Here is a 22,097-nt window from a genome sequence, read left to right as displayed (position 1 = left end):
ACCCACGTTGCACAAACAAAAACCCCGCCTTGCGGCGGGGTCAAAATACAGCACGTGTTTCCAGGGAGTTTTCAGTGCCCGCCGCCGGCGGCCGCACCTGCGCCTGCGCCGAACGGCGGTTTGGCCAGCCACAGGAACGCGATGATCGCCAGGAAGATCCAGCCCAGCAGGAAGAAGATGTCGTTGAAGCCCATCTGCGATGCCTGGTGGTTGATCATGTTGTTCAGTACCGCGGCACCATGTTGCAGGTCGCCCTGCCCCATCGCCGTCACCTGGTCCTGCATGCCCGGCTGATAGACCGAGATGTGCTCGGTCAGGTCAGCATGGTGCACCTGGGTGCGCCGCGCCCACAGCCACGTCGTCAGCGACGCCGCGAAACTGCCGCCCAGCGTACGCAGGAAGGTGGCCAGGCCGGAGCCCGCCGCGATCTCGCGCCCATCCAGGTCCGACAGCAGGATCTGCAGCACCGGCATGAAGAACAGCGCGACGCCGATGCCCATGATCAACTGCACGCCGGCCACGTGGGTGTAGTCCACCTGCAGGTTGAAGTTCGAACGCAGGAAACTGGTCATCGACAACACGATGAACGCGACCGTGGCCAGCATGCGCATGTCGAAGCGCGATGCGTACTTGCCCACGAACGGGGTCATGATCACCGGCAGGATGCCGATCGGCGCCGTCGCCAGGCCCGCCCAGATCGCGGTGTAGCCCATGTCACGCTGCAGCCACTGCGGAATCAGCAGGGCCACGCTGAAGAACGCCGCGTACGCCACCACCATCGCCAGCGTACCGGCGCGGAAGTTGCGATGCCGGAACAGCTTCAGGTCGACGATCGGATCCTTGTCGGTCAGTTCCCAGATCAGGAACACCGTCAGCGTGACCACAGCCACACACGCCAGCACCACGATCTTCATCGACGAGAACCAGTCCTCGTCATTGCCCAGGTCGAGCACCAGCTGCAGCGCACCGACACCGATCACCAGGGTGACCAGGCCGACATAGTCCATCTTTGGCTTCTCGATGTGCTCCGGGCGCCCCTTCAACTGGTTGCCCACCACCAGCGCGGCAAAGATGCCCAGCGGCACATTGATCAGGAAGATCCATTCCCAGCTGTAGTTGTCGGTGATCCAGCCACCGAGGATGGGGCCGCAGATCGGCGCAACCACCGTGATCATCGCCAGCAGCGCCAATGCCTGCCCACGTTTCTCACGCGGGTAGATCGAGACCAGCAGCGACTGCGTGATCGGATACATCGGGCCGGCCACGAAGCCCTGCAGCGCACGCGACACCACCAGCATGCCCATGCTCTGCGCCAGGCCGCACAGCAGCGAGGTGATGACAAAGGCCAGCGTGGCCCAGACGAACAGCTTGCGTTCGCCGAAACGGCGGCTGAGCCAGCCGGTCAGCGGCAGCGCGATGGCCGTGCTGACCGCAAACGAGGTGATGACCCAGGTCGCCTGCTGCGAACTGGCACCGAGATTGCCGGCGATGGTCGGCAGCGAGACGTTGGCGATGGTGGTATCGAGCACCTGCATGAACGAGGCCATCGCCAGGCCGACGGTACACAGGGCGACGCTGGGCGGCAGGAACCCGGAGGCCGCACCCGGCGCCGCCGGTGCACCCGGAGCGCCGGGCGCGGCTGGAGCTTGTGCGGACATGGCGACCTCAGCCCACCTTCGCCTGCTGCTGCGGCAGGTTGCCCTGGATGATCGTATGGATCACCTCGTCGGCATCATGCAGCTGCTTGGCATACACGTCGGTGTCGAACACCGTGCCCTTGGCCGCAGTGCTCGGCAGCACTTCGCCCTTCTGGTCGCGCAGGCTCACTTCAGCCTTCATCGACAGGCCGATGCGCAGCGGGTGTTCGGCCAGCTGCTTGGCATCGATGGCGATGCGGACCGGCACGCGCTGCACGATCTTGATCCAGTTGCCGCTGGCGTTCTGCGCCGGCAGCAGCGAGAACGCCGAGCCGGTGCCCAGGCCCAGGCTCTGGACGCGACCCTTGTACTTCACGTCACCGGCGTACAGGTCCGACTTCAGCTCCACTTCCTGGCCCAGGCGCATGTGGCGCAGCTGGGTTTCCTTGAAGTTGGCCTCGACCCACATCTGCTCGGTCGGCACTACCGCCATCAGCGCGTTGCCCGGCTGCACGCGCTGGCCGACCTGCACCGAACGACGGGCAACGTAGCCGGTGACCGGCGCGACGATGCCGGCGCGGGCGTTGTTGAGGAAGGCCTGGCGCAGCTGCGCGGCGGCCGCCTGCACGTCTGGCTGGGTGGCGATCACGGTGTCGTCGACCAGCGCGCGGTTGCGCTCGACGGTCTCGCGCGAACCGGCCACGGCGGCTTCGGCAGCGGCCAGCTCGTCACGGGCATGGGCCAGTTCTTCATTGGAAATGGCGCCGGTGGCGGCCAGATCCTTGCGGCGAGCGAAATCTTCGCGCACGCGCTTCAGGGTCACCTGGCGCGCGTTCAGGTCCGCCTGCGCACCTTCCACGCTGCGGTACAGGCCACGGGTCTGGCGCACGGTCTTGGCCAGGTTGGCTTCGGCCTGCTGCAGCGCCACCGACGTGTCGGACGGGTCCAGCTGCACCAGCAGCTGGCCGCGCTCCACGCGCATGCCGTCATCGGCGTTGATGGCGACCACGGTACCGGCCACCAGCGGGGTGATCTGTACCTGGTTGCCCTGCACGTAGGCGTCGTCGGTCTCTTCGAACCAACGGCCGAACATGAAGTACCACAGCGCCAGTGCGGCAAGCAGCAGCACGACGATCACGAACAGGCCGCGCAGCAGGTTGCCGCGGCGGTTGGAGGCGGCCGGGGCCGCGGTGTCTTGGGTCTGGCTCATGGCGGAAGTCTTCAGGAATGCGAGGAATCGGAATGGGAGGCGATCGGTGCGCGGTCGGCGTCAGCGGGCTGGAAACCACCGCCCAGCGCCTTGCTCAGGCGCACCGAGGTCTGCACCTGCTGCGACTGCAGGCCGGCCAGCTGCTGCTGCGACTGCAACAGCGTGGACTGCGCGGTCAGCACGTCCAGGTAGCTGCCGATGCCGGCGCGGTAGCGCTGCTGGGCCAGGTCGAAGGCCGAGCGTGCGGTGTCCACGGCCTGCTGCTGCGAATGCGCCTGCTGCGCCAGCGAGCGCACCGCGTTGACCTGGTCGGCCACGTCGCGCAGCGCATCGAGCACGGTCTGGTTGTAGTTGGCCACCGCCAGGTCGTACTGCGCATCGGTGTTGGCCAGGTTGGCGCGCAGCTTGCCGCCTTCGAAGATCGGCAGGCTCAGCGCCGGGCCGATGTAGGCGAAGGTGGAACTGCTCTTCAGCAGGTCACCCACGTTCGGGGCGACCACGCCGGCCAGCGCGGTCAGGTTGAAGCTCGGGTAGAACTTGGTCTTTGCCACCTTGATCTGCTTGTCGGCCGCTTCCACGCGCCAGCGCGCGGCGACGATGTCGGGGCGACGGCCGAGCAGTTCGCTGGGCAGCACGCCCGGCAGCTGCAGCGCCACCGGGTTCAGCGGCTGCGGGCGCTGGATCGACAGGCCACGGTCCGGGCCCTTGCCAACCAGCGCGGCCAGTGCGGTGCGGGCCGCGTCGATGCGCTGCTGTGCGGCCTGCACCTGCTGCTGCGCGGCCGGTACCCGGGCCTCGGCCTGGCGCACCTGCAGGTCGCTGTCGATGCCGGCGCTGCGGCGCTGGCGGGTCAGCTCCAGCGATTTCTGCGAGCGGGCCAGTTCTTCTTCGGCCACATCATTGAGCTGCCACGCATAGGCGAGATCGGCATAAGCCTGGGTGATGCCGGTGGACAGGCTCAGGCGTGCGGCCTGCGCCTCGACGGTGGCGGCATGCGCACCGTCCACGGCGGCTTCCCAGGCAGCGCGCTTGCCGCCCCACAGGTCCACGCCGTAGCTGAAGTCGAAGGCGACCTGGCTGCTGCCGCCGTAGCGGCCGCCCATCTCGCTGCCGACCATCGACTCGGGCAGGCGCAGGCCGGTGTAGCCACCGGACACCGACAGGCTCGGCAGTTCGTCGGCACGTGCGGTGCCGACCTGGGCCTGGGCCTGGCGCAGACGCGCGTCGGCGGCGTCCAGGCTCGGGTGGCCGGCCAGGCCCTCGGCGACCAGCGCGTCCAGCTGCGCATCGCCCAGCGCCTTCCACCAGTCCTGCGCCGGGAAGCCGGTGGCGCTCAGGTCGGTGTCGGCCAAGGTGCGTTCGCTGTGCAGGCTGTCCACGTCAAGCACGTGGCCCTGCGGGTTGAGGCCACGACTGCTGGCGCAGGCGGCCAGGGCCAGGGCCAGCGCTGACACCAGCAGCGCGCGCCCGGACCGGCGGAGAGTGGAATGCGGGATCGGGTTCATGGGGTCGTCAGGGAATCGCGGATTCGGGTAAGGAGGGACAGCAGCAGCGTGCGCTCGTCGGCGGAAAGATCACGCAGGGCGTAATCCATCACCGCGTCGCCACGCAGCTTCAGCCGCGCCCACAGCGCGCGGCCTTCATCGGTCAGTACGATCTGCAGCGCCCGCCGATCCTGCGCATGCGGCTCGCGGCGGACGCAGCCCAGCGCCTCCAGCTTGTCCAACAGGCGGGTCACCGCACTGGGCACCTGGTCGATGGCCTGGGCCAGCTCGTTGGCCGTGCACGGGGCCATGTTGGAAAGCACCTTCAACCCGATGTAGTGGGTGAAACCGATACCCAGGTCTTCTTCAGCCATGGATGCGTCGAGTTGACGGACCAGGCCGTCGCGCACCTGGCGCAGCAGCAGGCCGAAGCTGGGGGGAGTGGTTGCAGGACAGATCATGGGGGAGCATTCTCTTCCAAAAAAAATATTTCTCAATGGAAATATTCGATCTGGCATCGAATGCTGTGTTGCAGCAGTGGGCTGGATCAATGAAGGCGCCTACCTTAATGATCTGGTCAGGTGGCCCGGTAGTACAATTCAGCCAATGGATGACACATTTCAGCCAGCGGATATGATGAACAAGGCAGAAATTCCCCCTTCCAAGCGCCTGCTCAGGGATGACGCACTGGACTGGTTCGAGCGCAATGACGGGCCACCGGCTGTCGCCTTCCGCTTCGACAGCCCGCAGGGATTGGTCCGAGAAGTGGATTGGCATCATCACCAGCGCGCGCAGCTGATCTGCGTGGAGCGCGGCCTGTTGACCACCCGGACCTCGCACGGGACATGGTCACTGGCGCCGGGCTCGGCCGGCTGGATGCCGCCGCTGGAGCCGCATACGGTCACCCTCGACGGCCCGCTGCGCGGCTGGGGCATGGCACTGGCCGCGCCGGCCTGCGCCACCCTGCCTGCCGATCCCTGCGTGCTGGGCCTGTCCAAGCTGGCGCAGGCGCTGGCCGACCGCATCTGCGAATGGCCGCTGGGCTATGACACCACGCCCGAGCGCCAGCACATCATCGAGGTGTTGCTGGACGAGATCCGCACCGCGCCGCGCCAGCGCATGCATCTACCGATGCCGCACGACCGGCGCCTGCTGAAGATCGCCTCGCAGCTGCTGGCCGACCCCTCCGACGAGCGCAGCCTTGCCGAATGGGCGCATTGGGCCGGCCTGTCGCCGCGCAGCCTGACCCGTCACTTCCGCGACGAGACCACGCTCAGCTTCGCCCAGTGGCGGCAGCAGGCCCGCTTGTCCGAGGCCCTGCGCCAGCTGACCGACGGCCGCAGCGTGGCCGACATCGCCCACGCGCTGGGCTTCAGCAGCGCCAGCGCCTTCGTCACCGTGTTCCGCCGCCACTTCGGGCTGCCGCCGGGGCGCTACCTGGCACGGGCCGGCCACGGCCTGGAAACCGGGCTGGACCCTGCACGCGGCTTGGCATCCCCCGCCGCATCCGGATAATCACAGGATTGCGAGCGGCGACGCCGTCGCCGCCTCCTGACAACAGGTAACAACGCCGCATGACCGAACTTGCCCGCCCCGTGTTCCACGGATTCGAACAACTGCCGCTGCGCGAGTACGCCGAACGCGCCTACCTCGACTACTCGATGTACGTGGTCCTGGACCGCGCCCTCCCGTTCATCGGCGACGGCCTGAAGCCGGTGCAGCGCCGCATCATCTATTCGATGAGCGAGCTGGGCCTGAACGCCGCGTCCAAGCCGAAGAAGTCTGCGCGCACCGTCGGTGACGTCATCGGTAAGTACCACCCGCACGGCGACATCGCGTGCTACGAAGCGCTGGTGCTGATGGCCCAGCCGTTCTCGTACCGCTACCCACTGATCGAGGGCCAGGGCAACTTCGGCTCCAGCGACGACCCGAAGTCGTTTGCGGCGATGCGTTACACCGAATCCAAGCTGACCCCGATCGCCGAAGTGCTGCTGGGCGAACTGGGCCAGGGCACCACCGACTGGGCACCGAACTTCGACGGCACCCTGCAGGAACCGACCTGGATGCCGGCGCGGCTGCCGCACCTGCTGCTGAACGGCACCACCGGCATCGCCGTGGGCATGGCCACCGACGTGCCGCCGCACAATCTCAACGAGATCGTCAGCGCGCTGCTGCACCTGCTGGACAACCCCGATGCCAGCGTGCGCGACCTGTGCGAGCACGTGCAGGGCCCGGACTATCCGTCCAGCGCCGAGATCATCACCGCGGCAAATGACCTGCGCAACATCTACGAGACCGGCAACGGCAGCGTGCGCGCACGTGCGACCTTCACCAAGGAAGCGCACAACATCGTGGTCACCGCGCTGCCGTTCCAGGTGTCGCCGTCGAAGGTGATCGAGCAGATCGCCGCCCAGATGCGCGCCAAGAAGCTGCCGTGGCTGGAAGACATCCGCGATGAATCCGACCACGCCAACCCGGTGCGCGTGGTGCTGGTGCCGCGTTCCAACCGCGTCGACGCCGAGCAGCTGATGGGCCACCTGTTCGCCACCACGGACCTGGAGCGCAGCTACCGCGTCAACCTCAACGTGATCGGGCTGGACGGCCGTCCGCAGGTGAAGAACCTGAAGATGCTGCTCAGCGAATGGCTGACCTTCCGCAGCAACACCGTCACCCGCCGCCTGCAGCACCGCCTGCAGAAGGTCGAGCGCCGCCTGCACCTGCTGGAAGGCCTGCTGGTCGCCTTCCTCAACCTGGACGAGGTGATCCACATCATCCGTACCGAAGACGAGCCGAAGGCGGCGCTGATCGCGCGCTTCGGCCTGTCCGAGGAACAGGCCGAGTACATCCTGGAAACCAAGTTGAAGCAGCTGGCCCGCCTGGAGGAAATGAAAATCCGCGGCGAGCAGGATGAACTGGCCAAGGAGCGCGAGAAGATCCTCGGCATCCTCGACAGCAAGGCCAAGCTGAAGAAGCTGATCCGCGATGAACTGACCGCCGACGCCAAGAAGTTCGGCGACGCACGCCGTTCGCCGCTGGTGCAGCGCCAGGCCGCACAGGCCATCGACGAGACCGAGCTGGTGCCGAGCGAGCCGATGACCGTGGTGCTGTCGGAGAAGGGCTGGATCCGTGCCGCCAAGGGCCACGACGTCGATGCGTCCGCCCTCTCCTACCGCGACGGCGACGGGCTGCAGGGCGCGGTGCGTGCGCGCAGCACGCAGCAGGTCGCGTTCCTCGACAGCGAAGGCCGCGCCTACTCGACGCCGGTGCACACCCTGCCCTCCGCACGTGGCAATGGCGAACCGCTGACTGGCCGCTTCTCGCCGGCAGCGGGTACCAGCTTCGTGACCCTGGCCAGTGCCGAGCCGGACACCCGCTTCGTGCTGGCCTCCAGTCATGGCTATGGCTTCGTCACCCGCTTCGAGAACCTGATCGGTCGCAACAAGGCCGGCAAGGCGATGCTGAACCTGTCCGCAGGTTCGTCGGTGCTGACCCCGTCGGTGGTCGCCAATGTCGCCACCGATCGCATCGTGGCAGTGACCAGCTCCGGCAACCTGCTGGCGATCGCCGCCAACGACCTTCCGGAACTGGACAAGGGCAAGGGCAACAAGATCATCGAGATCCCGAAGGCCAAGCTCGCCACCGAACGCGTGGTCGCCATCGTGGCGATCAGCCCGGGGCAGACCCTGCAGGTGCGCAGCGGCCAGCGCACCATGGGCCTGAAGTTCAACGAGCTGGATGCCTACCTCGGCGCCCGCGCCACCCGCGGCCACCTGCTGCCGCGCGGCTGGCAGAAGGTGGAAGGGTTGTCGGTGGAGTAAGGCGCCCGCCTGGTGGGTGTCAACCTCGGTTGACACGCCTTGCCTGACGTCAGACACGAAAAAGCCGGGGCATTCCCCGGCTTTTTCGTTGTCGGCTGGCGGGCGGTGGAGCAGCTGGCTGGCGAAAGCTGGCTGGCGGTGCTCCGGTGCTGGCGGGCGACAGAACTTTGTAGGGTCGAGCCATGCTCGACTCGGATCCAACAGCAGCCGAGCATGGCTCGGCTCTACAGAGAGCGACGCCGGCTCAGTGCGCCGGGGCGCCGTTGCCGTCGATCTTGCTCAACTGGTACAGCTCCAGGCCGATGCGCTTGATCAGGCCCAGCTGCTGCTCCAGCCACCAGGCGTGGTCTTCCTCAGTGTCCTTCAGCTGCGCCAGCAGGATGTCGCGGCTCACGTAGTCGCCGTTCTCTTCGCACAGCTTCATGCCGGCGGCGAGATTGTTCCGAACCGCGTATTCAGTGTCGAGATCCTTCTGCAGCATCTCTTCCACGGTCTTGCCCGGCTCGGTGGCATGCGGGCGCATGTCCGGGTCGCCGCCGAGGAACAGGATCCGGCGCAGCAGCGCATCGGCGTGCTGGGTTTCCTCTTCCATCTCGTGGTTCAGGCGTTCGTACAGCGCGAACAGGCCCTGGTCCTCGTAGCGGCGGGAATGGATGAAGTACTGGTCGCGGGCTGCAAGCTCGCCGCGCAGCAGTTCCTTCAGGCAGGCGATGACGTCCGGGTTGCCTTTCATGGGGGGCTCCTGTGAATCGATGTGACATAGGGTGCCGCATTTCAAAATACGGTGATCTAATCGGAATCAGTCGCAGTTGCGCCTGCGGCTACAATCGGCCCACGAGTTCGGAAAGGACGTGCGATGCGACGTACATGGCGTTGGGTGCTGGGCGTGTTGATCGCCATCGTGCTGGTCACCGCACTGGTCCTGTGGCTGCTGCTGCGCGGCAGCCTGGCCGATCTGGACGGCGAGCATGCGCTGCCGGGGCTGGCCAAGCCGGTCACCATCGAGCGCGATGCGCTGGGCGTGGTCACCATCACTGCGGGCAGCCAGGCCGACGCGATGCGCGCATTGGGCCGCGTGCATGCGCAGGAACGTTACTTCGAGATGGACCTGATGCGCCGCAGCGCCGCCGGTGAGCTGTCGGCGCTGTTCGGACCGAAGGCCATCGACGCCGACAAACGCATGCGCGTGCATCGCCTGCGTGCACGCACCGAGGCGAACCTGCAGGCCGCGCTGGGCGACAACGGCGCGGCCGTGCGTGCCTACGTCGACGGTGTCAACGAAGGGCTGGCCGGCCTTTCCGTGCGGCCGTGGGCGTATCTGCTGCTGCGGCAGTCACCGCAACCGTGGCAGGCCAGCGACAGCGTGCTGACCGGTCTGGCCATGTACGCCGACCTGCAGGATCCGAACAACCAGACCGAGCTTGCGCTCAGCCGCATCCGCGCAGTGGTGCCGCCCGCGCTGTACGCGCTGATCGCCCACGACGGCACCGAATGGGATGCACCGCTGTTCGGCGAACCGACCGGCAACGCCACGCTCCCCGATGCCAGCCAGCTGGATCTGCGCACGTTGAAGGGGACGCCAGGCACCGGGCAGGAAGAGGCCGATGTCATCGGCAGCAACAACTTCGCGGTGGCCGGTGCACTCACCGCCGACGGTCGCGCGATCGTCGCCGACGACATGCACCTGGGCCTGCGCGCGCCCGGCCTGTGGTTCCGTGTGCGCCTGCGCTATCCCGACCCGCAGGCCGCGGGCGGCCAGGTCGACGTCACCGGCTTCTCGCTGCCCGGCCTGCCGGCGGTGATCGTCGGCAGCAACGGGCACGTGGCCTGGGGCTTCACCAACAGTTACATCGATACCGCCGATTACCGCACTGAACCGGCCAACGCCGCCGTGACCGTGCATGAAGAACGCATCGCCGTGGCTGGCCAGGCCGACGTGCTGTTCCCGGTGCGCGAAACCGCCTGGGGCCCGATCCTGCATACCCATGCCGATGGCAGTGGCGATGCGCTGCGCTGGGTCGCCCACCTGCCCGGCGCGGTGCGCCTGGACTTCGGTGACCTGGCCCGTGCCGGTGACCTGGACGGTGCCCTGCAGTTCGCCGACCACGCCGGCATCCCCGCGCAGAACCTGGTGGTCGGCGACCGCAGCGGACGCATCGCCTGGCGGCTGATCGGCGCCCGACCGGATCGTGGTCCGGGCTGTGCACCGGCCGGCTTCACCGCCGCCAGCAACCAGGACTGCGCGCCATGGCCAATCCGCAGCGATGCCTCACCGGCATTGATCGATCCCCCCAACCATCGCCTGTGGACCGCCAACGGTCGCGTCCTCGACGGCGAGGCGCTGGCTACCGTCGGCAACGCTGGCTATGACCTTGGCGCGCGCGCGCGGCAGATCCGCGACCTGCTGGCGATCCAGGAGCGCTTCGACGAACACGACCTGCTGGCGATCCAGCTCGACGACCGCGCCGTGTTCCTGCAGCGCTGGTGGGCACTGCTGCATGACGTCATCGAAGGCAGTGGCGATCCTGCGCTGAAGCGGTTGAAGTCCGTCAGCCACCAGTGGGGCGGCCGGGCCTCGGCCAGCTCGGTCAGCTACCGGGTGGTGCGCGCGTTCCGCACGCAGGTGATGGATACCTTGTCCGATGCACTGCTGGCCCCGGCCAACGCGCAGCTGGGCGATGACTATCTGGATCCGCGCCTGGCGCAGCTGGAAGGTGTGGCCTGGCCGATGCTGCAGCAACGCCCCGCCAACCTGTTGCCACCGGCCTACGACAGCTGGGACACGCTGCTGCTTGATGCCGCACGCCGCACCGAGAGCGAGCTGGCCAAGCAGGGCCCGCTGGCCAAGCGCACCTGGGGCGAACGCAACACCGCGGCGCTCTGCCACCCGATCGCACGGGCGTTGCCCGAGGTTGCCAAGCGCTGGCTGTGCATGCCCGCCGACCAGCTGCCCGGCGACCGTGATATGCCGCGGGTGCAGACGCCGAACTTCGGCGCCTCCGAGCGCATGGTGGTCTCGCCCGGCCACGAGGCCGACGGCATCGTGCACATGCCCGGCGGCCAGAGCGGGCACCCGCTGTCGCCGTACTGGGGCGCCGGCCACGAAGACTGGGTGCATGGGCGGCCGACGCCGTTCCTGCCCGGCAAGGCGCAGCACACGATGACGCTGGTGCCAGCGCGCTGACGGCGGCACCCACATGCCCAAGGGTGCGCTGCACGCTGTAGAGCCAAGCCCATGCTCGGCTGCTTCTGGCGCGGAGCCGAGCATGGGCTCGGCTCCACAGAATGTCGGCGCGGCGCTACCGGGTCAGCCCCTGCGCCGCTCGATCAGGTTCAGCAGCGGCCCGGTCATCGCCGTGGTCACCAGCGCCATGATCACCAGCACTGCAAACAGGCGGTCGCCGAGCAGGCCCAGCTCGTAGCCCAGGTTGAGCACGATCAGCTCCATCAGGCCCCGGGTGTTCATCAGCGCGCCCAACCGCCACGCCTCGCGCGTGGGCATGCCCGCACTGCGTGCGGCACTGAAGGTGCCCAGCAGCTTGCCGGCCGTGGCTACCGCGATCACCACCGCGCACAGCACGATGTCGCTGGCCTGCAGCGCATCGGCGCGCATGCGCAGGCCGGTCATGGCGAAGAACAGCGGCAGCAGCAGCGTCACTGCGAACGGTTCGACGCGGGCCATCAGCAGCTCGCGCAGCTGCACGTTGGACGACACCGCCACGCCCGCAGCGAAGGCACCGAACAGCGCATGGATGCCGAGCATCTCGGTGACCAGGGCACTGGCCAGCGACAGCAGCAGGATGCCGAGCAGCCAGCGCCCCTCACCGCCCGGCGCAATCTGCTGGCGAGCGAACCACGGCCTCACCAGCCCCAGCATCAACGCCACGAACGCAACCACGCACAGCAGGTTGAGGCTGGCCGGCAGCCAGCCACTGGCCTGGGCCGCGGCAACGATAAGCGCCAGCAGGCACCACGCGGTGGCATCGCCCAATGCCGCGCAGGCGATGGCGGTCTGGCCCAGCGATGTCTGGGTGATGCCACGGTCGGCGAGGATGCGCAGCAGCACCGGGAAGGCGGTGATGCTCATCGAGATGCCGACGAACAGCGCGAACGCGGTGAAGCCCACACCTTCGGGGCCGTGCTGCGGGTACAGCCAGATCGCCAGCGCGATGCCGAGCACGAACGGCACCGCGATGCCGGCGTGGCTGACCGTGAACGCAAAACGCCGTCGCCCGCGCAGCGCAGCCAGATCCAGCTCGGCACCGGCCACCAACAGGAACATCAGCACGCCCAGCTGGCTGAGCATGCCCAGCGGCCCCAGCGAACTGGCCGGGAACAAGGCACCATGCAGCTGCGGCAACAGGCTGCCGAGCACCAGTGGGCCCATCATCAGGCCGGCCGCCATCTCGCCGATCACCGCCGGCTGGCCCAGCCGCTTCAGCAGTGCGCCCGCCCCCTTTGCCACCAGCAACAGCACCAGCAACTGCAGCAGGAACAGGCCCAGCGGCGAGGCCAGATGCTGCGCCCAGCCGCCCTCGGCCACAGCCGTAGCGCGGGCAACCGCAGCGGGTGCAGCAGGGCCAGCGAAGCGTGCCAGCAGTACACCGGCAAGCAAGGGCAGCGCGGCCCACGCCAGATAGCGCCATCCCCACTTCATCGGCGGCCGTTGGCTGCCGCGCGGTACGTCCATGAACATTCCCCAATGTGCAGGGCGCCGATGATACGTCGCAAAAAGGGGACGGAGGAGATTAAGTCCTCCTTGTGCTCGCCGGGCGTGGCCCGGCGCTACCATCGCTCGGTAGCGCCGCGCCGTGCCCGGCGGAAGCATTACGCCAGGGCTTGTTCGTGCACGCCGGCGATCGCGCGGCCGGAAGGGTCGGCCGCCGCCGCAAAGCTGGCGTCCCAGGCAATGGCCGCCGGCGACGAGCAGGCAATCGATTTGCCGCCCGGCACAGTCTCGGCGGCCGCGCGGCTCGGGAAGAACTGCTCGAACAGGTGGCGGTAGTAGTACGCCTCCTTGGTCTGCGGCGGGTTGTGCGGGAAGCGCTTGTCGGCGGCCGCCAGCACACGGTCGCTCACCTGCGCTTCGGCATGCGCCTTCAGCCCGTCGATCCAGCCGTAGCCGACGCCATCGCTGAACTGCTCCTTCTGGCGCCACAGGATGCTGTCCGGCAGGTAGCCATCGAACGCCTCGCGCAGCACTGCCTTCTCGATGCGGCGGCCGCCAAAGCCGGCACCGACCATCTTGTGCGCGGCATCGAAGCGCATCGCCACGTCGAGGAACTCACGATCCAGGAACGGCACGCGCGGCTCCACGCCCCAGGCCATCATCGACTTGTTGGCACGCAGGCAATCGTAGTTGTGCAGGGCGTCGAGCTTGCGTACCAGCTCATCGTGGAACTCACGCGCGTCCGGCGCCTTGTGGAAGTATAGGTAGCCACCGAAGATCTCGTCGCTGCCCTCGCCGGACAGCACCATCTTCACTCCCATCGCCTTGATCCGTCGCGCCAGCAGGAACATCGGCGTCGATGCACGGATGGTGGTGACGTCGTAGGTTTCGATGTGGCGGATCACTTCCGGCAGTGCATCCAGGCCTTCCTCGAAGGTGTATTCGAAGCCGTGGTGCACGGTGCCGAGTGCCTCGGCGGCGATCGCGGCGGCGGCCAGATCAGGCGAGCCCTTCAAACCGATCGCGAACGAATGCAGCCGCGGCCACCAGGCTTCGGTCTGCCCACCATCCTCGATGCGGCGACGCGCGTAGCGTGCGGCAACTGCCGCCACCAGCGACGAATCCAGGCCACCGGACAGCAGCACGCCATACGGCACATCGCTCATCAGCTGGCGTTCCACCGCATGCTCGAACGCCTGGCGCAGTTCGGCCAGATCGGCCTGGCGGCCCTGCACGTCGGCATAGTCGCGCCACGGTTGCTGGTAGTAGCGCACCAGCTCACCACGGGCACTGTCGAAATAGTGGCCCGGCGGGAACTGCGCGACGTCGGCACAGGTATCGACCAGCGCCTTCATTTCCGAGGCCACGCGCAGGCGCCCCTGGGCATCGTGGCCCCAGTACAACGACACCACGCCAACCGGATCCCGCGCCACCAGCACGCGTCCGGCAGCACGATCCCACAGGGCGAAGGCGAAGATGCCGTTGAGCTGCTCCAGCCACTGCGCCGGCGATCCGCCCTGGCGGTACAGCGCGTTGATCACTTCACAGTCCGAACCGGTCTGGAAGTCGTAGGCGGTAGTCAGTGCGGCCTTCAGTTGCTGGTGGTTGTAGATTTCGCCGTTGACCGCCAGCGCCAGCTGGCCATCGGCCGACAGCAGCGGCTGCGAACCACCGGCCGGGTCGACGATGGCCAACCGCTCGTGGACCAGCAGCGCGCCTTCGTCGAGGTACACGCCGCTCCAGTCCGGGCCACGGTGGCGCTGGCGCTGCGACAGTTCCAGCGCATGGCGGCGCAGGGCCGGAAGATCGTCACCGGCCTGCAGGCCGAAGATTCCGAAGATCGAACACATGGGGGAGCTCCTGTTGGGGAATTTCACGGGTGGGAAGGTGTTCGACCGGCCATCCAGGCCCGGGTGGGCGGCGCCCGGGCACAAAAAAACCCGCATCGGCTGATGCGGGTTTTCTGGTGTCCGGGCGTGTGTTGCTGTCTATCTACCCAGGGCGCAGTCCCGCATCGGCCGCGCACGATTATTCGCGCGCAGATTATTGCGGTTGTTGTTATTGACGGCGGTGGCCAGGCGGATCGACATGGCATCGACCCTACCCCGGTTTCCGGCGCGGCGCAACCGTTGCGTTGGCAACCACTCCCCGGGGCGCATAATGGCCTATCGTGAAACGTGTAATGGAAATGCAACACCGCACTGGACGCAACGCGGCGCTGGCCGCCCTGCTCTGCCTGGCCCTGGCCGCCTGCCAGACCCTGCCCCCACCGTCGCCCCTGCCGCCGGCTCAGCTGCAGAGCCTGGAACAACGCGGCACCGACGGCAGCTTCGAGGGTGCCTTCGATACCGCGCAAACCTTCGAGCGCTTCAACGACCCGCGCGCCATCGCCTACTACGAGCGTGCCGCAGCGGTCACCCCCTGGACCTTCCACAACACCAAGGCGGAAGAAGCACTGGGCCGGATCTGGATCTCCGGCACGCTGCGCCATGCCGACAGCCCCCACATCAACCCGGCACCGGTGCTGCGCGCATCCTGGCGACGTGGCGAACGCGCCTATCTGGCGGCCGCCAACCACGGCAATCCCTATGCGTTCTACGGGCTCGCCAAGGCCTATCGCCAGCGTGGCGACGCGCAACACGCGCTGCGCTGGGACCTGCGCGGAATGATCTACGAGCGCTACCCGAATTCATCGTCACGTCTGCCGGATGCGGTAGCCGCACAGGGCGACACCGTGCATCCGCTGGTTGCGCGGATCCAGCGTTGCGCCGAACGTGGCGATGCCGAAGCGCAGGTGGACCTGGGCGCGCTGCTGGAGAAAGGCATGGGACTGCCGCGCGATCCGGCAGGTGCGCTGCAGCTGTACCAGCGCGCCGGTGAGAAGGGCAATGTGTTCGGCCAGTACTTCGCCGGGCTGCTGCTGGGCCGCAGCGCGCCGGGGGTGGAGAAGGACACCGAGGCGGCGGCGCGCTGGTTTGCCAAGGCCGAGGCGCAGCGCTTCTACATGGCGGCGCCGAGTTACTGGAAGAAAGCGGTCGAGCCGCCGTTCTTCCTCTTTTCGGAATAGTGGAGCCGAGCCATGCTCGGCTGCTTCTGCCGGTAGACATCAGCCGAGCATGGCTCGGCTCTACAGAGATGTAGCTCCGGCGGGGGGCGTGCCGACCAACGGTCGGCACCCACCGTCGCAGGCTCACACCAGCAGCCGTTCCACCAGCCGCTGGTACAGCCCGGGCAGTGCTTCCAGTTCGTCCACGCGCACGTTCTCGTCCACCTGATGGATGCTGGCGTTCACCGGCCCCACTTCGATGCACTGCGCACCCAGCGGCGCGATGAAGCGAGCATCGGACGTGCCGCCGCCGGTGCTTTCTTCCGGGGCACGGCCGATGTGCTCGGCCAGCACTGCACGGGCGGTGGCGCGCAGCGTGCCTTCCGGGGTGTAGAACGGCTCACCGCTGCGGTGCCACTTCAGCCTGTACTGCAGGCCATGCCGGTCCAGCAGTGCGGTGATCTCCGCCTCCAGCTTCGGCGCATCCCAGTGCGGGTTGTAGCGGATGTTGAAATCCACTTCGAGCTCGCCGGGAATCACGTTGTTGGCACCGGTGCCGGCGTGGATGTTGGAGATCTGCAGGCTGGTCGGCGGAAAGCTCTCGTAGCCTTCGTCCCAGCGCCGTGCACTCAGTTCTGCCAGGGCCGGAGCCGCCTGGTGAATCGGGTTGCGTGCCTTTTCCGGATACGCCACGTGGCCCTGCACGCCCTGCACGCGCAGCTTGGCCGACAGGCTGCCACGACGCCCCACGCGCAGCAGGTCGCCCAGGATCGCGGTTGATGACGGCTCACCGGTGACGCACCAGTCGATGCGCTGGCCGCGTTCGGCGAACAACCGTGCGACGTGGCGCACGCCATCGATGGCGTCGCCCTCCTCGTCGCTGGTCAGCAGCACCGCCAGCGTACCGGGGTGATCGGGATGCGCGGCGACGAACTGCTCGGCGGCGACCACGAACGCGGCCACGCTGCCCTTCATGTCGGCGGCGCCACGGCCATACAGCACGCCATCGCGGATCTGCGGCGTGAACGGGTCGCTGGTCCAGGCCTCGCGCGGACCCGTCGGCACCACGTCGGTATGGCCCAGCAGTACCAGTACCGGCGCGCCCTGGCCGTGGGTCGCCCACAGGTTGTCGACCTCGCCCAGGCGCAGGTGATCGCACTGGAACCCGGCCTGCTTCAGGCGTGCCGCCAGCAGTGCCTGGCAGCCAGCATCATCCGGCGTCACCGAGGGTCGTGCGATCAGTTCGCAGGTCAGGTCGAGGACCGCGCTCATGCGTCACCCACGCCGAAGCGGGCCTTGAAGCCGTTGTCACTGAAACCCTGGCTGACCGTGCCGTCGGCGGTGACCACCAGCGGGCGCTTGATCAGCTGCGGGTACTCGCGCAGCAGCAGCTTCCATTCGGCCTCGGAATCGGCGGCCTTGCGGTTATCCGGCAACTGCCGCCAGGTGGTGGACGACTTGTTCACCATCGCCGCCAGGCCACCCAGCTGCGCTGCCCACGCCAGCAGGGTTTCCGGACTGGGTTTGTTGTCGCGGTAGTCGACGAAGGTGTACGGCACGCCGAAGCGGTCCAGCCACTTGGTCGCCTTCTTGCAGGTATCGCAGTTCTTCAAACCGTAGACAGTGGTGCTCATGGCCATCTGTGATGCTGGAAAACAGAGGGCCAGAATCTCACAACAGGCGCTCGGACACGACCCGGAACGGCACCCGTGGCAGCAGGAAGGCCAGCCCCTCGGTCAGGTTCACACCCAGCGCCTGCAGGCGCGGGCATTGCAGCTCGCCTTCAAGCTGCAGCGGCTGCAGGCGGTCGATCTCGACCGGCAACGCGATACGGGTGCTGGCCCAGCGACAGTCGCAGGTACGGGCGATGGCCTCGTCCTGGCAGGTGAGGAAACGCAGGAGGGCCTGATGGCCACCGAAAGCCGCCGTCCATGCCGCGTCCTCCCAGCCCGCAGCAGCCTGCCACTGCAGGTACAGCTCCGGCGCACTGCCCTGCCCGCCTTCGATCCGGGTATTCCCACGGCCATCGGTGCGCACCGCATGTTCGAAGCGGGTGGAAAGATGCGGCTGCATGGCATCGCTGAAGGCACGCGCGCCGGCGACGAAGGTCAGCTGGTCCATCACGTTGCGGTCGAACAGCACCACCGGTGTCCCGTCCGGAGCGTCGTCACGACGCAGGTACCAGCGCCAGTTGCTCTGCCTTGGAGACGGCATCAGGGAGCGCAGCGGTCCGGCCAACGCCGGCCCGAAGTGGCCGTGACGGTAGCTGAGGATGGTGTAAGGCGTACGTCCGGCATGGACCACGTAATGATGGCCCGGCGGTGGCGATGGTGCGTGGCGCACATCGACCCACCAGCTCACGTAGACCACATCGCGCACATCGCTGACCATCGCCGGCATCGGCCAGCGCCGCGACAGTGCGCGGCGCAGCCGGGTCCAGCGCGGGGCGTGCAGCAGGCGCGGCAGCATCCGCCCGAACAGGGTGTCGGACGGATGCCGGTAGATCGCGGACTGCGCCAGATCCTCCGGCGCAGCCACCTTCAGTCGGCCAGGCCGCGCAGCAGGTCGTTGACGCTGGTCTTGCTGCGGGTCTTGGCATCAACCTGCTTGACGATCACCGCGCAGTACAGCGAATGGGTGCCGTCCTTGCTCGGCAGCGAGCCGGACACCACCACGCTGTACGGCGGGATGTAGCCGTAGGTGATTTCGCCGGTGGCACGGTTGTAGATGCGGGTGCTCTGGCTGAGGAACACGCCCATGCCGATCACGCTGTGGTGACCGACCACCACGCCTTCCACCACCTCCGAACGGGCACCGATGAAGCAGTGGTCCTCGATGATGGTCGGGCTGGCCTGCAGCGGCTCCAGCACGCCGCCGATGCCGGCGCCACCGGACAGGTGGCAGTGCTGGCCGATCTGCGCGCACGAACCGACGGTGGCCCAGGTGTCGACCATGGTGCCTTCGCCGACGTAGGCGCCGATGTTGGTGAAGCTCGGCATCAGCACCACGTCCTTGCCGAAGTAGGTACCGCGGCGGGCGATCGCGCCCGGCACCACGCGCACGCCGCCGCGGCGGAACTTCGCTTCGTCATAACCGGCGAAGCGCGATTCGACCTTGTCCCAGAACGGCGCCGGGCGCGCATCGACCACCGCCATGTCGTTGACGCGGAAATACAGCAGCACGGCCTTCTTCAGCCACTCGTTGACCTTCCAGCCACCCTGGCCATCCGGCTCGGCGACGCGGAACTCACCGCTCTCCAGGCCGTCGATCACGCGGTTGACCAGCGGCTTGGTCGAGCCTTCCAGCTCGTGCAGGGTCAAGGTGGCACGGCGCTCGAAGGCACTCTCGATACCAAACTTCAGCTCTTCCACACCCGGTGCCGACGGCTTGCGCAGCGACTTGCGGGCGATGGTTTCGGCGCGGACGGCTTCGGCGCTCCTGGCCGGTGCCTTCTTCGCTGCAGCCGCTTTCTTCGCCGGGGCCTTCACCGCAGCGGCCTTCTTCAGCGCAGTGGTCTTCTTCGCGGCCGGTGCGGCGGCAGCAGGTTTCCGGGCCGCTGCACTCTTGGGGGTCGCGGCGGTCTTCTTGGCGGGCTTGGTGGCCATCAGGCGGGGTCTCCGGCGTTTCGATCAGGGTCCAGGCAGGCCAGCATCGCGTCATGCAACTGCTGCCGGGCAGGTTCAGTCAGGGGGAGGTCGTGTTCGTCACTGATCACGAAGGTGTCTTCGGCGCGTTCGCCGAACGTGGCAATGCGCGCATCATGCACGCGCAGGCCCTGGTTGCGCAGCACGAACGCCACATCGGCCAGCAGGCCGGGGCGGTCGGGAGCGACCAGGGCGAAACGGGTTGCACCCGGCTCATCGCGGAATTCGATGCGCGGGGCAAAGCGGAAGTGCCGCAGCTGCCGTGGCACCACCCGGCGTGACGGCCGCAGGCGCGACAGGTCACCACTGAGTGCGTCGCGCAGCGCCGCTTCCAGATTGGCACTGCTGCCATCGGCGAAGGTATCGGCCGGGTTCACCTCGAAGGTATCGAAGATGGTATCGGCCGGGCCGTCCAGCACGCGTGCGCGGTGGATGCCGTAGCCCTTGCGGTCCAGCGTCATCACGATGGCGGCAAACAGGCCGTCGCGGTCCGGCGAATGCACGAATACTTCCAGCGCGGGGTCGTCGACGCTGATCCGGCGTACCTTCACCAGCGCCTGGCCCTGCTTCACCGGCACCAGCGCGGCGGCCTGCCAGGCCAGCTGCTCCGGGCGCAGGCGGATGAAGCCCTCATCCGGCATCACCGCGAACTGGCGGTCGATGGTGGCATCGTCGTAACCCCGCTCGCGCACCAGCGCGCGCACGCTGTCACGCGCCTCGGCCACGCGCTCGGCTGCCGGCACCGGGTGTTCCAGCCCCTCGCGCAGCGCGCGCCGGGTGGCGAAGTACAGGTCGGCCAGCAGGCGGTCCTTCCAGGCATTCCACAGCTTCGGGCTGGTGCCGGCGATGTCGGCGCAGGTCAGCAGGTACAGGTAGTCCAGGCGGTCGCGGCTGCCGACCAGGGTGGCGAAGCGATGGATCACCTCCGGGTCGGCGATGTCCTGCTTCTGCGCGGTCACCGACATGCGCAGGTGCTGCTCGACCAGCCACGCCACCAGTTCGGTGTCGGACATGCTCAGCGCATGCGCCTGGCAGAACGCGCGCGCATCGACCGCGCCCAGCTCCGAATGGTCGCCGCCACGGCCCTTGGCGATGTCATGGAACAGGCCGGCCAGCAGCAGCAGCTCCGGCTTGCGCAGGCGTGGCCACACTTCATGCGCGATCGAGAAGCGCTCGTCGGCACGGCTGCTGGCGAACAGGCCGATGTTGCGCAGGACCATCAGCGTGTGCTGGTCGACGGTGTAGACATGGAACAGGTCGAACTGCATGCGCCCACTGACCTGGGCGAAGGCGGGAATCCACTGGCCAAGCACGCCCAGCCGTGCCATGCGCGAGAGCGTATCGACCGGGCGCTGGCCGCGCAGCAACGCCAGGAACTGCTCGCGCGCATCGGCGTCGGCCTGGTCGTAGGCCGGCAACAGCGGCAGCGCTTCAGCCAGCGCCCGCGCGGTCAGCGAATGCAGGCCGCGCACCTGCGGATTGTTGGCCCAGCTGGCAAACAGTGCGAACACCTGGCCGATATCGCCGCGCGGCCAGTCGGCTTCGTTGGCCGCCAGGTAGCCACGGCGCAGGGAAAAGCCCACGGTCAACGGCTCCGGCTGCGCCTCGCCGTCGAACTGCTCCTCGAAGCGCTGCAGCAGGCGGTCGCTGATCCGGCGCACCACCAGCGCGGCGCGGTAGAAGCCCTGCATCATCTTCTCGACACCGAGATTCTCGGCATCGTCTTCAAAGCCCAGGCGTGCAGCCAGGGTCTTCTGGTAATCGAAGCGCAACCGCTCTTCGGGGCGTCGCGCCACCAGGTGCAGGCCGAAACGCAGCCGCGCCAGCACCGCACGTTCGCGCTTCAGTGCTGCCGCTTCGTCGGCGCCCAGATGGCCGAGCCCGACCAGCGCCTCCAGGTCACGCACGCCGAAGGCACGCAGTGCCATCCAGCCCAGCGTGTTGAGATCGCGCAGGCCACCGGGGCCATCCTTCAGGTCCGGCTCCAGGTTGTCGGCGGTGTCGCCAAAACGCTGGTGGCGGTTGCGCAGCTCTTCCAGCTTGGCCAGGAAAAACGCGCGTGCCGGCCACAGTTCCCGATCGTCGATGGCCTCGCGCAGCGCGCGGCGTGCCGCATCATCGGCCAGGATCGGGCGCGCCTCGATCAGTGCAGTCAGCACGGTCTGGTCCGCCGCCGCCTCACGGCACTGCGGCGCCGAACGCACCGCATGGCTGACTGCGAGCCCGCAGTCCCACAGCAGTGCGAACAGGCGTGCCAGTGCGGATTCATGCGCCAACTGTGCCGGCGGATCACCGAACACCAGCAGGTCGATGTCCGATCGCGGGAACAGTTCACCGCGGCCATAGCCCCCCACCGCGAACAACGACAGCCCGCTATCGGCCGCCAGGCAACGCTGCCACGCCAGGCGGATCAGATGGTCGGCGGCACGCGCGCGCAGCGCCAGCAGGCGCTCGATGTTGTCGCCCTGGTCGAAGCGGCGGTACAGGCGCGCGTCGGCCTGCTGCAGCGCCTGGCGCGCGGCAGCAGCCCAGTCCGGGTCGTTGAGCGACGCGGCCGGCGTGTCCAGCAGCGAACTCGCCGGCAGCATC

The 22,097-nt window shown here is 67.8% G+C and carries 16 protein-coding genes; 4 read left to right on the top strand and 12 right to left on the bottom strand.

Annotation, left to right across the window (positions count from 1 at the left end; all coding sequences use genetic code 11):
* Nucleotides 1-71: 71 nt before the first annotated feature.
* Genes emrB through emrR form a run of 4 tightly spaced genes read right to left on the bottom strand, consistent with a single transcriptional unit; the run spans nt 72 to nt 4,792 of the window.
* Nucleotides 72-1,658, bottom strand: coding sequence for a multidrug efflux MFS transporter permease subunit EmrB (gene emrB, locus N5D45_RS13050; RefSeq protein WP_019336959.1), 1,587 nt, complete (start codon nt 1,656-1,658; stop codon nt 72-74).
* A gap of 7 nt (nt 1,659-1,665) precedes the next feature.
* Nucleotides 1,666-2,847 (bottom strand): multidrug efflux MFS transporter periplasmic adaptor subunit EmrA, encoded by a 1,182-nt coding sequence (gene emrA, locus N5D45_RS13045; RefSeq protein WP_010486273.1) that lies wholly within the window; start codon nt 2,845-2,847, stop codon nt 1,666-1,668.
* Between the two features lie 11 nt (nt 2,848-2,858).
* On the bottom strand, nt 2,859-4,352 hold the full coding sequence (emrC, locus tag N5D45_RS13040) for a multidrug efflux transporter outer membrane subunit EmrC (RefSeq protein ID WP_053442751.1): 1,494 nt from the start codon (nt 4,350-4,352) through the stop codon (nt 2,859-2,861).
* Nucleotides 4,349-4,792 (bottom strand): multidrug efflux system transcriptional regulator EmrR, encoded by a 444-nt coding sequence (emrR, locus tag N5D45_RS13035; RefSeq protein WP_005415875.1) that lies wholly within the window; start codon nt 4,790-4,792, stop codon nt 4,349-4,351. Before emrR ends, emrC begins: the two co-directional genes overlap by 4 nt.
* 172 nt (nt 4,793-4,964) lie before the next feature.
* Between emrR and N5D45_RS13030 the strand changes: the two genes are divergently transcribed.
* On the top strand, nt 4,965-5,846 hold the full coding sequence (locus N5D45_RS13030; RefSeq protein WP_010486276.1) for a helix-turn-helix transcriptional regulator: 882 nt from the start codon (nt 4,965-4,967) through the stop codon (nt 5,844-5,846).
* Nucleotides 5,847-5,905: 59 nt separating this feature from the next.
* Nucleotides 5,906-8,149 carry a DNA topoisomerase IV subunit A gene (gene parC, locus N5D45_RS13025; protein ID WP_279939061.1) on the top strand — a complete coding sequence of 748 codons (2,244 nt, stop codon included), beginning with the start codon at nt 5,906-5,908 and terminating at the stop codon, nt 8,147-8,149.
* 244 nt (nt 8,150-8,393) lie between these two features.
* Here the strand turns inward: parC and bfr are convergent, their stop codons facing one another.
* A complete protein-coding gene (gene bfr / locus N5D45_RS13020) occupies nt 8,394-8,882 on the bottom strand; it encodes a bacterioferritin (RefSeq protein WP_010486279.1) in 489 nt (162 codons plus the stop codon).
* A gap of 123 nt (nt 8,883-9,005) precedes the next feature.
* On the opposite strand from bfr, the gene N5D45_RS13015 reads away from it, so the two are divergent.
* Nucleotides 9,006-11,333, top strand: a complete 2,328-nt coding sequence (locus N5D45_RS13015) for a penicillin acylase family protein (RefSeq protein ID WP_134958354.1) — start codon at nt 9,006-9,008, stop codon at nt 11,331-11,333.
* Between the two features lie 123 nt (nt 11,334-11,456).
* Here N5D45_RS13015 and N5D45_RS13010 read toward each other — a convergent pair whose 3' ends face one another.
* Complete coding sequence (locus N5D45_RS13010; RefSeq protein WP_228355180.1) at nt 11,457-12,845, bottom strand: cation:proton antiporter; 1,389 nt, start codon at nt 12,843-12,845, stop codon at nt 11,457-11,459.
* A gap of 131 nt (nt 12,846-12,976) precedes the next feature.
* Nucleotides 12,977-14,668 carry an asparagine synthase B gene (gene asnB, locus N5D45_RS13005; protein WP_228355179.1) on the bottom strand — a complete coding sequence of 564 codons (1,692 nt, stop codon included), beginning with the start codon at nt 14,666-14,668 and terminating at the stop codon, nt 12,977-12,979.
* Nucleotides 14,669-15,006: 338 nt separating this feature from the next.
* Here asnB and N5D45_RS13000 point away from each other — a divergent pair, with 338 nt between their 5' ends.
* A complete protein-coding gene (locus N5D45_RS13000; RefSeq protein WP_228355355.1) occupies nt 15,007-15,885 on the top strand; it encodes a sel1 repeat family protein in 879 nt (292 codons plus the stop codon).
* A gap of 123 nt (nt 15,886-16,008) precedes the next feature.
* On the opposite strand, the gene dapE is transcribed toward N5D45_RS13000, so the two are convergent.
* The 5 genes from dapE to N5D45_RS12975 are packed head-to-tail and all read right to left on the bottom strand — an operon-like array spanning nt 16,009 to nt 22,096.
* Nucleotides 16,009-17,136, bottom strand: a complete 1,128-nt coding sequence (dapE, locus tag N5D45_RS12995; protein WP_228355178.1) for a succinyl-diaminopimelate desuccinylase — start codon at nt 17,134-17,136, stop codon at nt 16,009-16,011.
* A complete protein-coding gene (locus tag N5D45_RS12990; RefSeq protein WP_012510522.1) occupies nt 17,133-17,504 on the bottom strand; it encodes an arsenate reductase in 372 nt (123 codons plus the stop codon). The genes dapE and N5D45_RS12990 overlap by 4 nt, the downstream gene beginning before the upstream one ends.
* A 31-nt stretch (nt 17,505-17,535) precedes the next feature.
* The gene (locus N5D45_RS12985) at nt 17,536-18,402 is read right to left on the bottom strand and encodes a hypothetical protein (RefSeq protein ID WP_197657097.1); all 867 of its coding nucleotides are present in this window, start codon (nt 18,400-18,402) and stop codon (nt 17,536-17,538) included.
* 2 nt (nt 18,403-18,404) lie between these two features.
* Entirely contained in the window at nt 18,405-19,469 is a 1,065-nt protein-coding gene (dapD, locus tag N5D45_RS12980; protein ID WP_134958350.1) for a 2,3,4,5-tetrahydropyridine-2,6-dicarboxylate N-succinyltransferase, read from the bottom strand.
* Nucleotides 19,469-22,096 (bottom strand): [protein-PII] uridylyltransferase, encoded by a 2,628-nt coding sequence (locus N5D45_RS12975; RefSeq protein WP_057502383.1) that lies wholly within the window; start codon nt 22,094-22,096, stop codon nt 19,469-19,471. The genes dapD and N5D45_RS12975 overlap by 1 nt, the downstream gene beginning before the upstream one ends.
* Between the last annotated feature and the right edge of the window lies 1 nt (nt 22,097).

The organism is Stenotrophomonas sp. GD03819 (assembly GCF_029841665.1).
In the GTDB taxonomy this organism is placed as follows: Bacteria; Pseudomonadota; Gammaproteobacteria; order Xanthomonadales; family Xanthomonadaceae; genus Stenotrophomonas; species Stenotrophomonas geniculata.
Note: the sequence above shows the minus strand (reverse complement) of the source record. Positions and strands in the feature narration are given on the sequence as shown.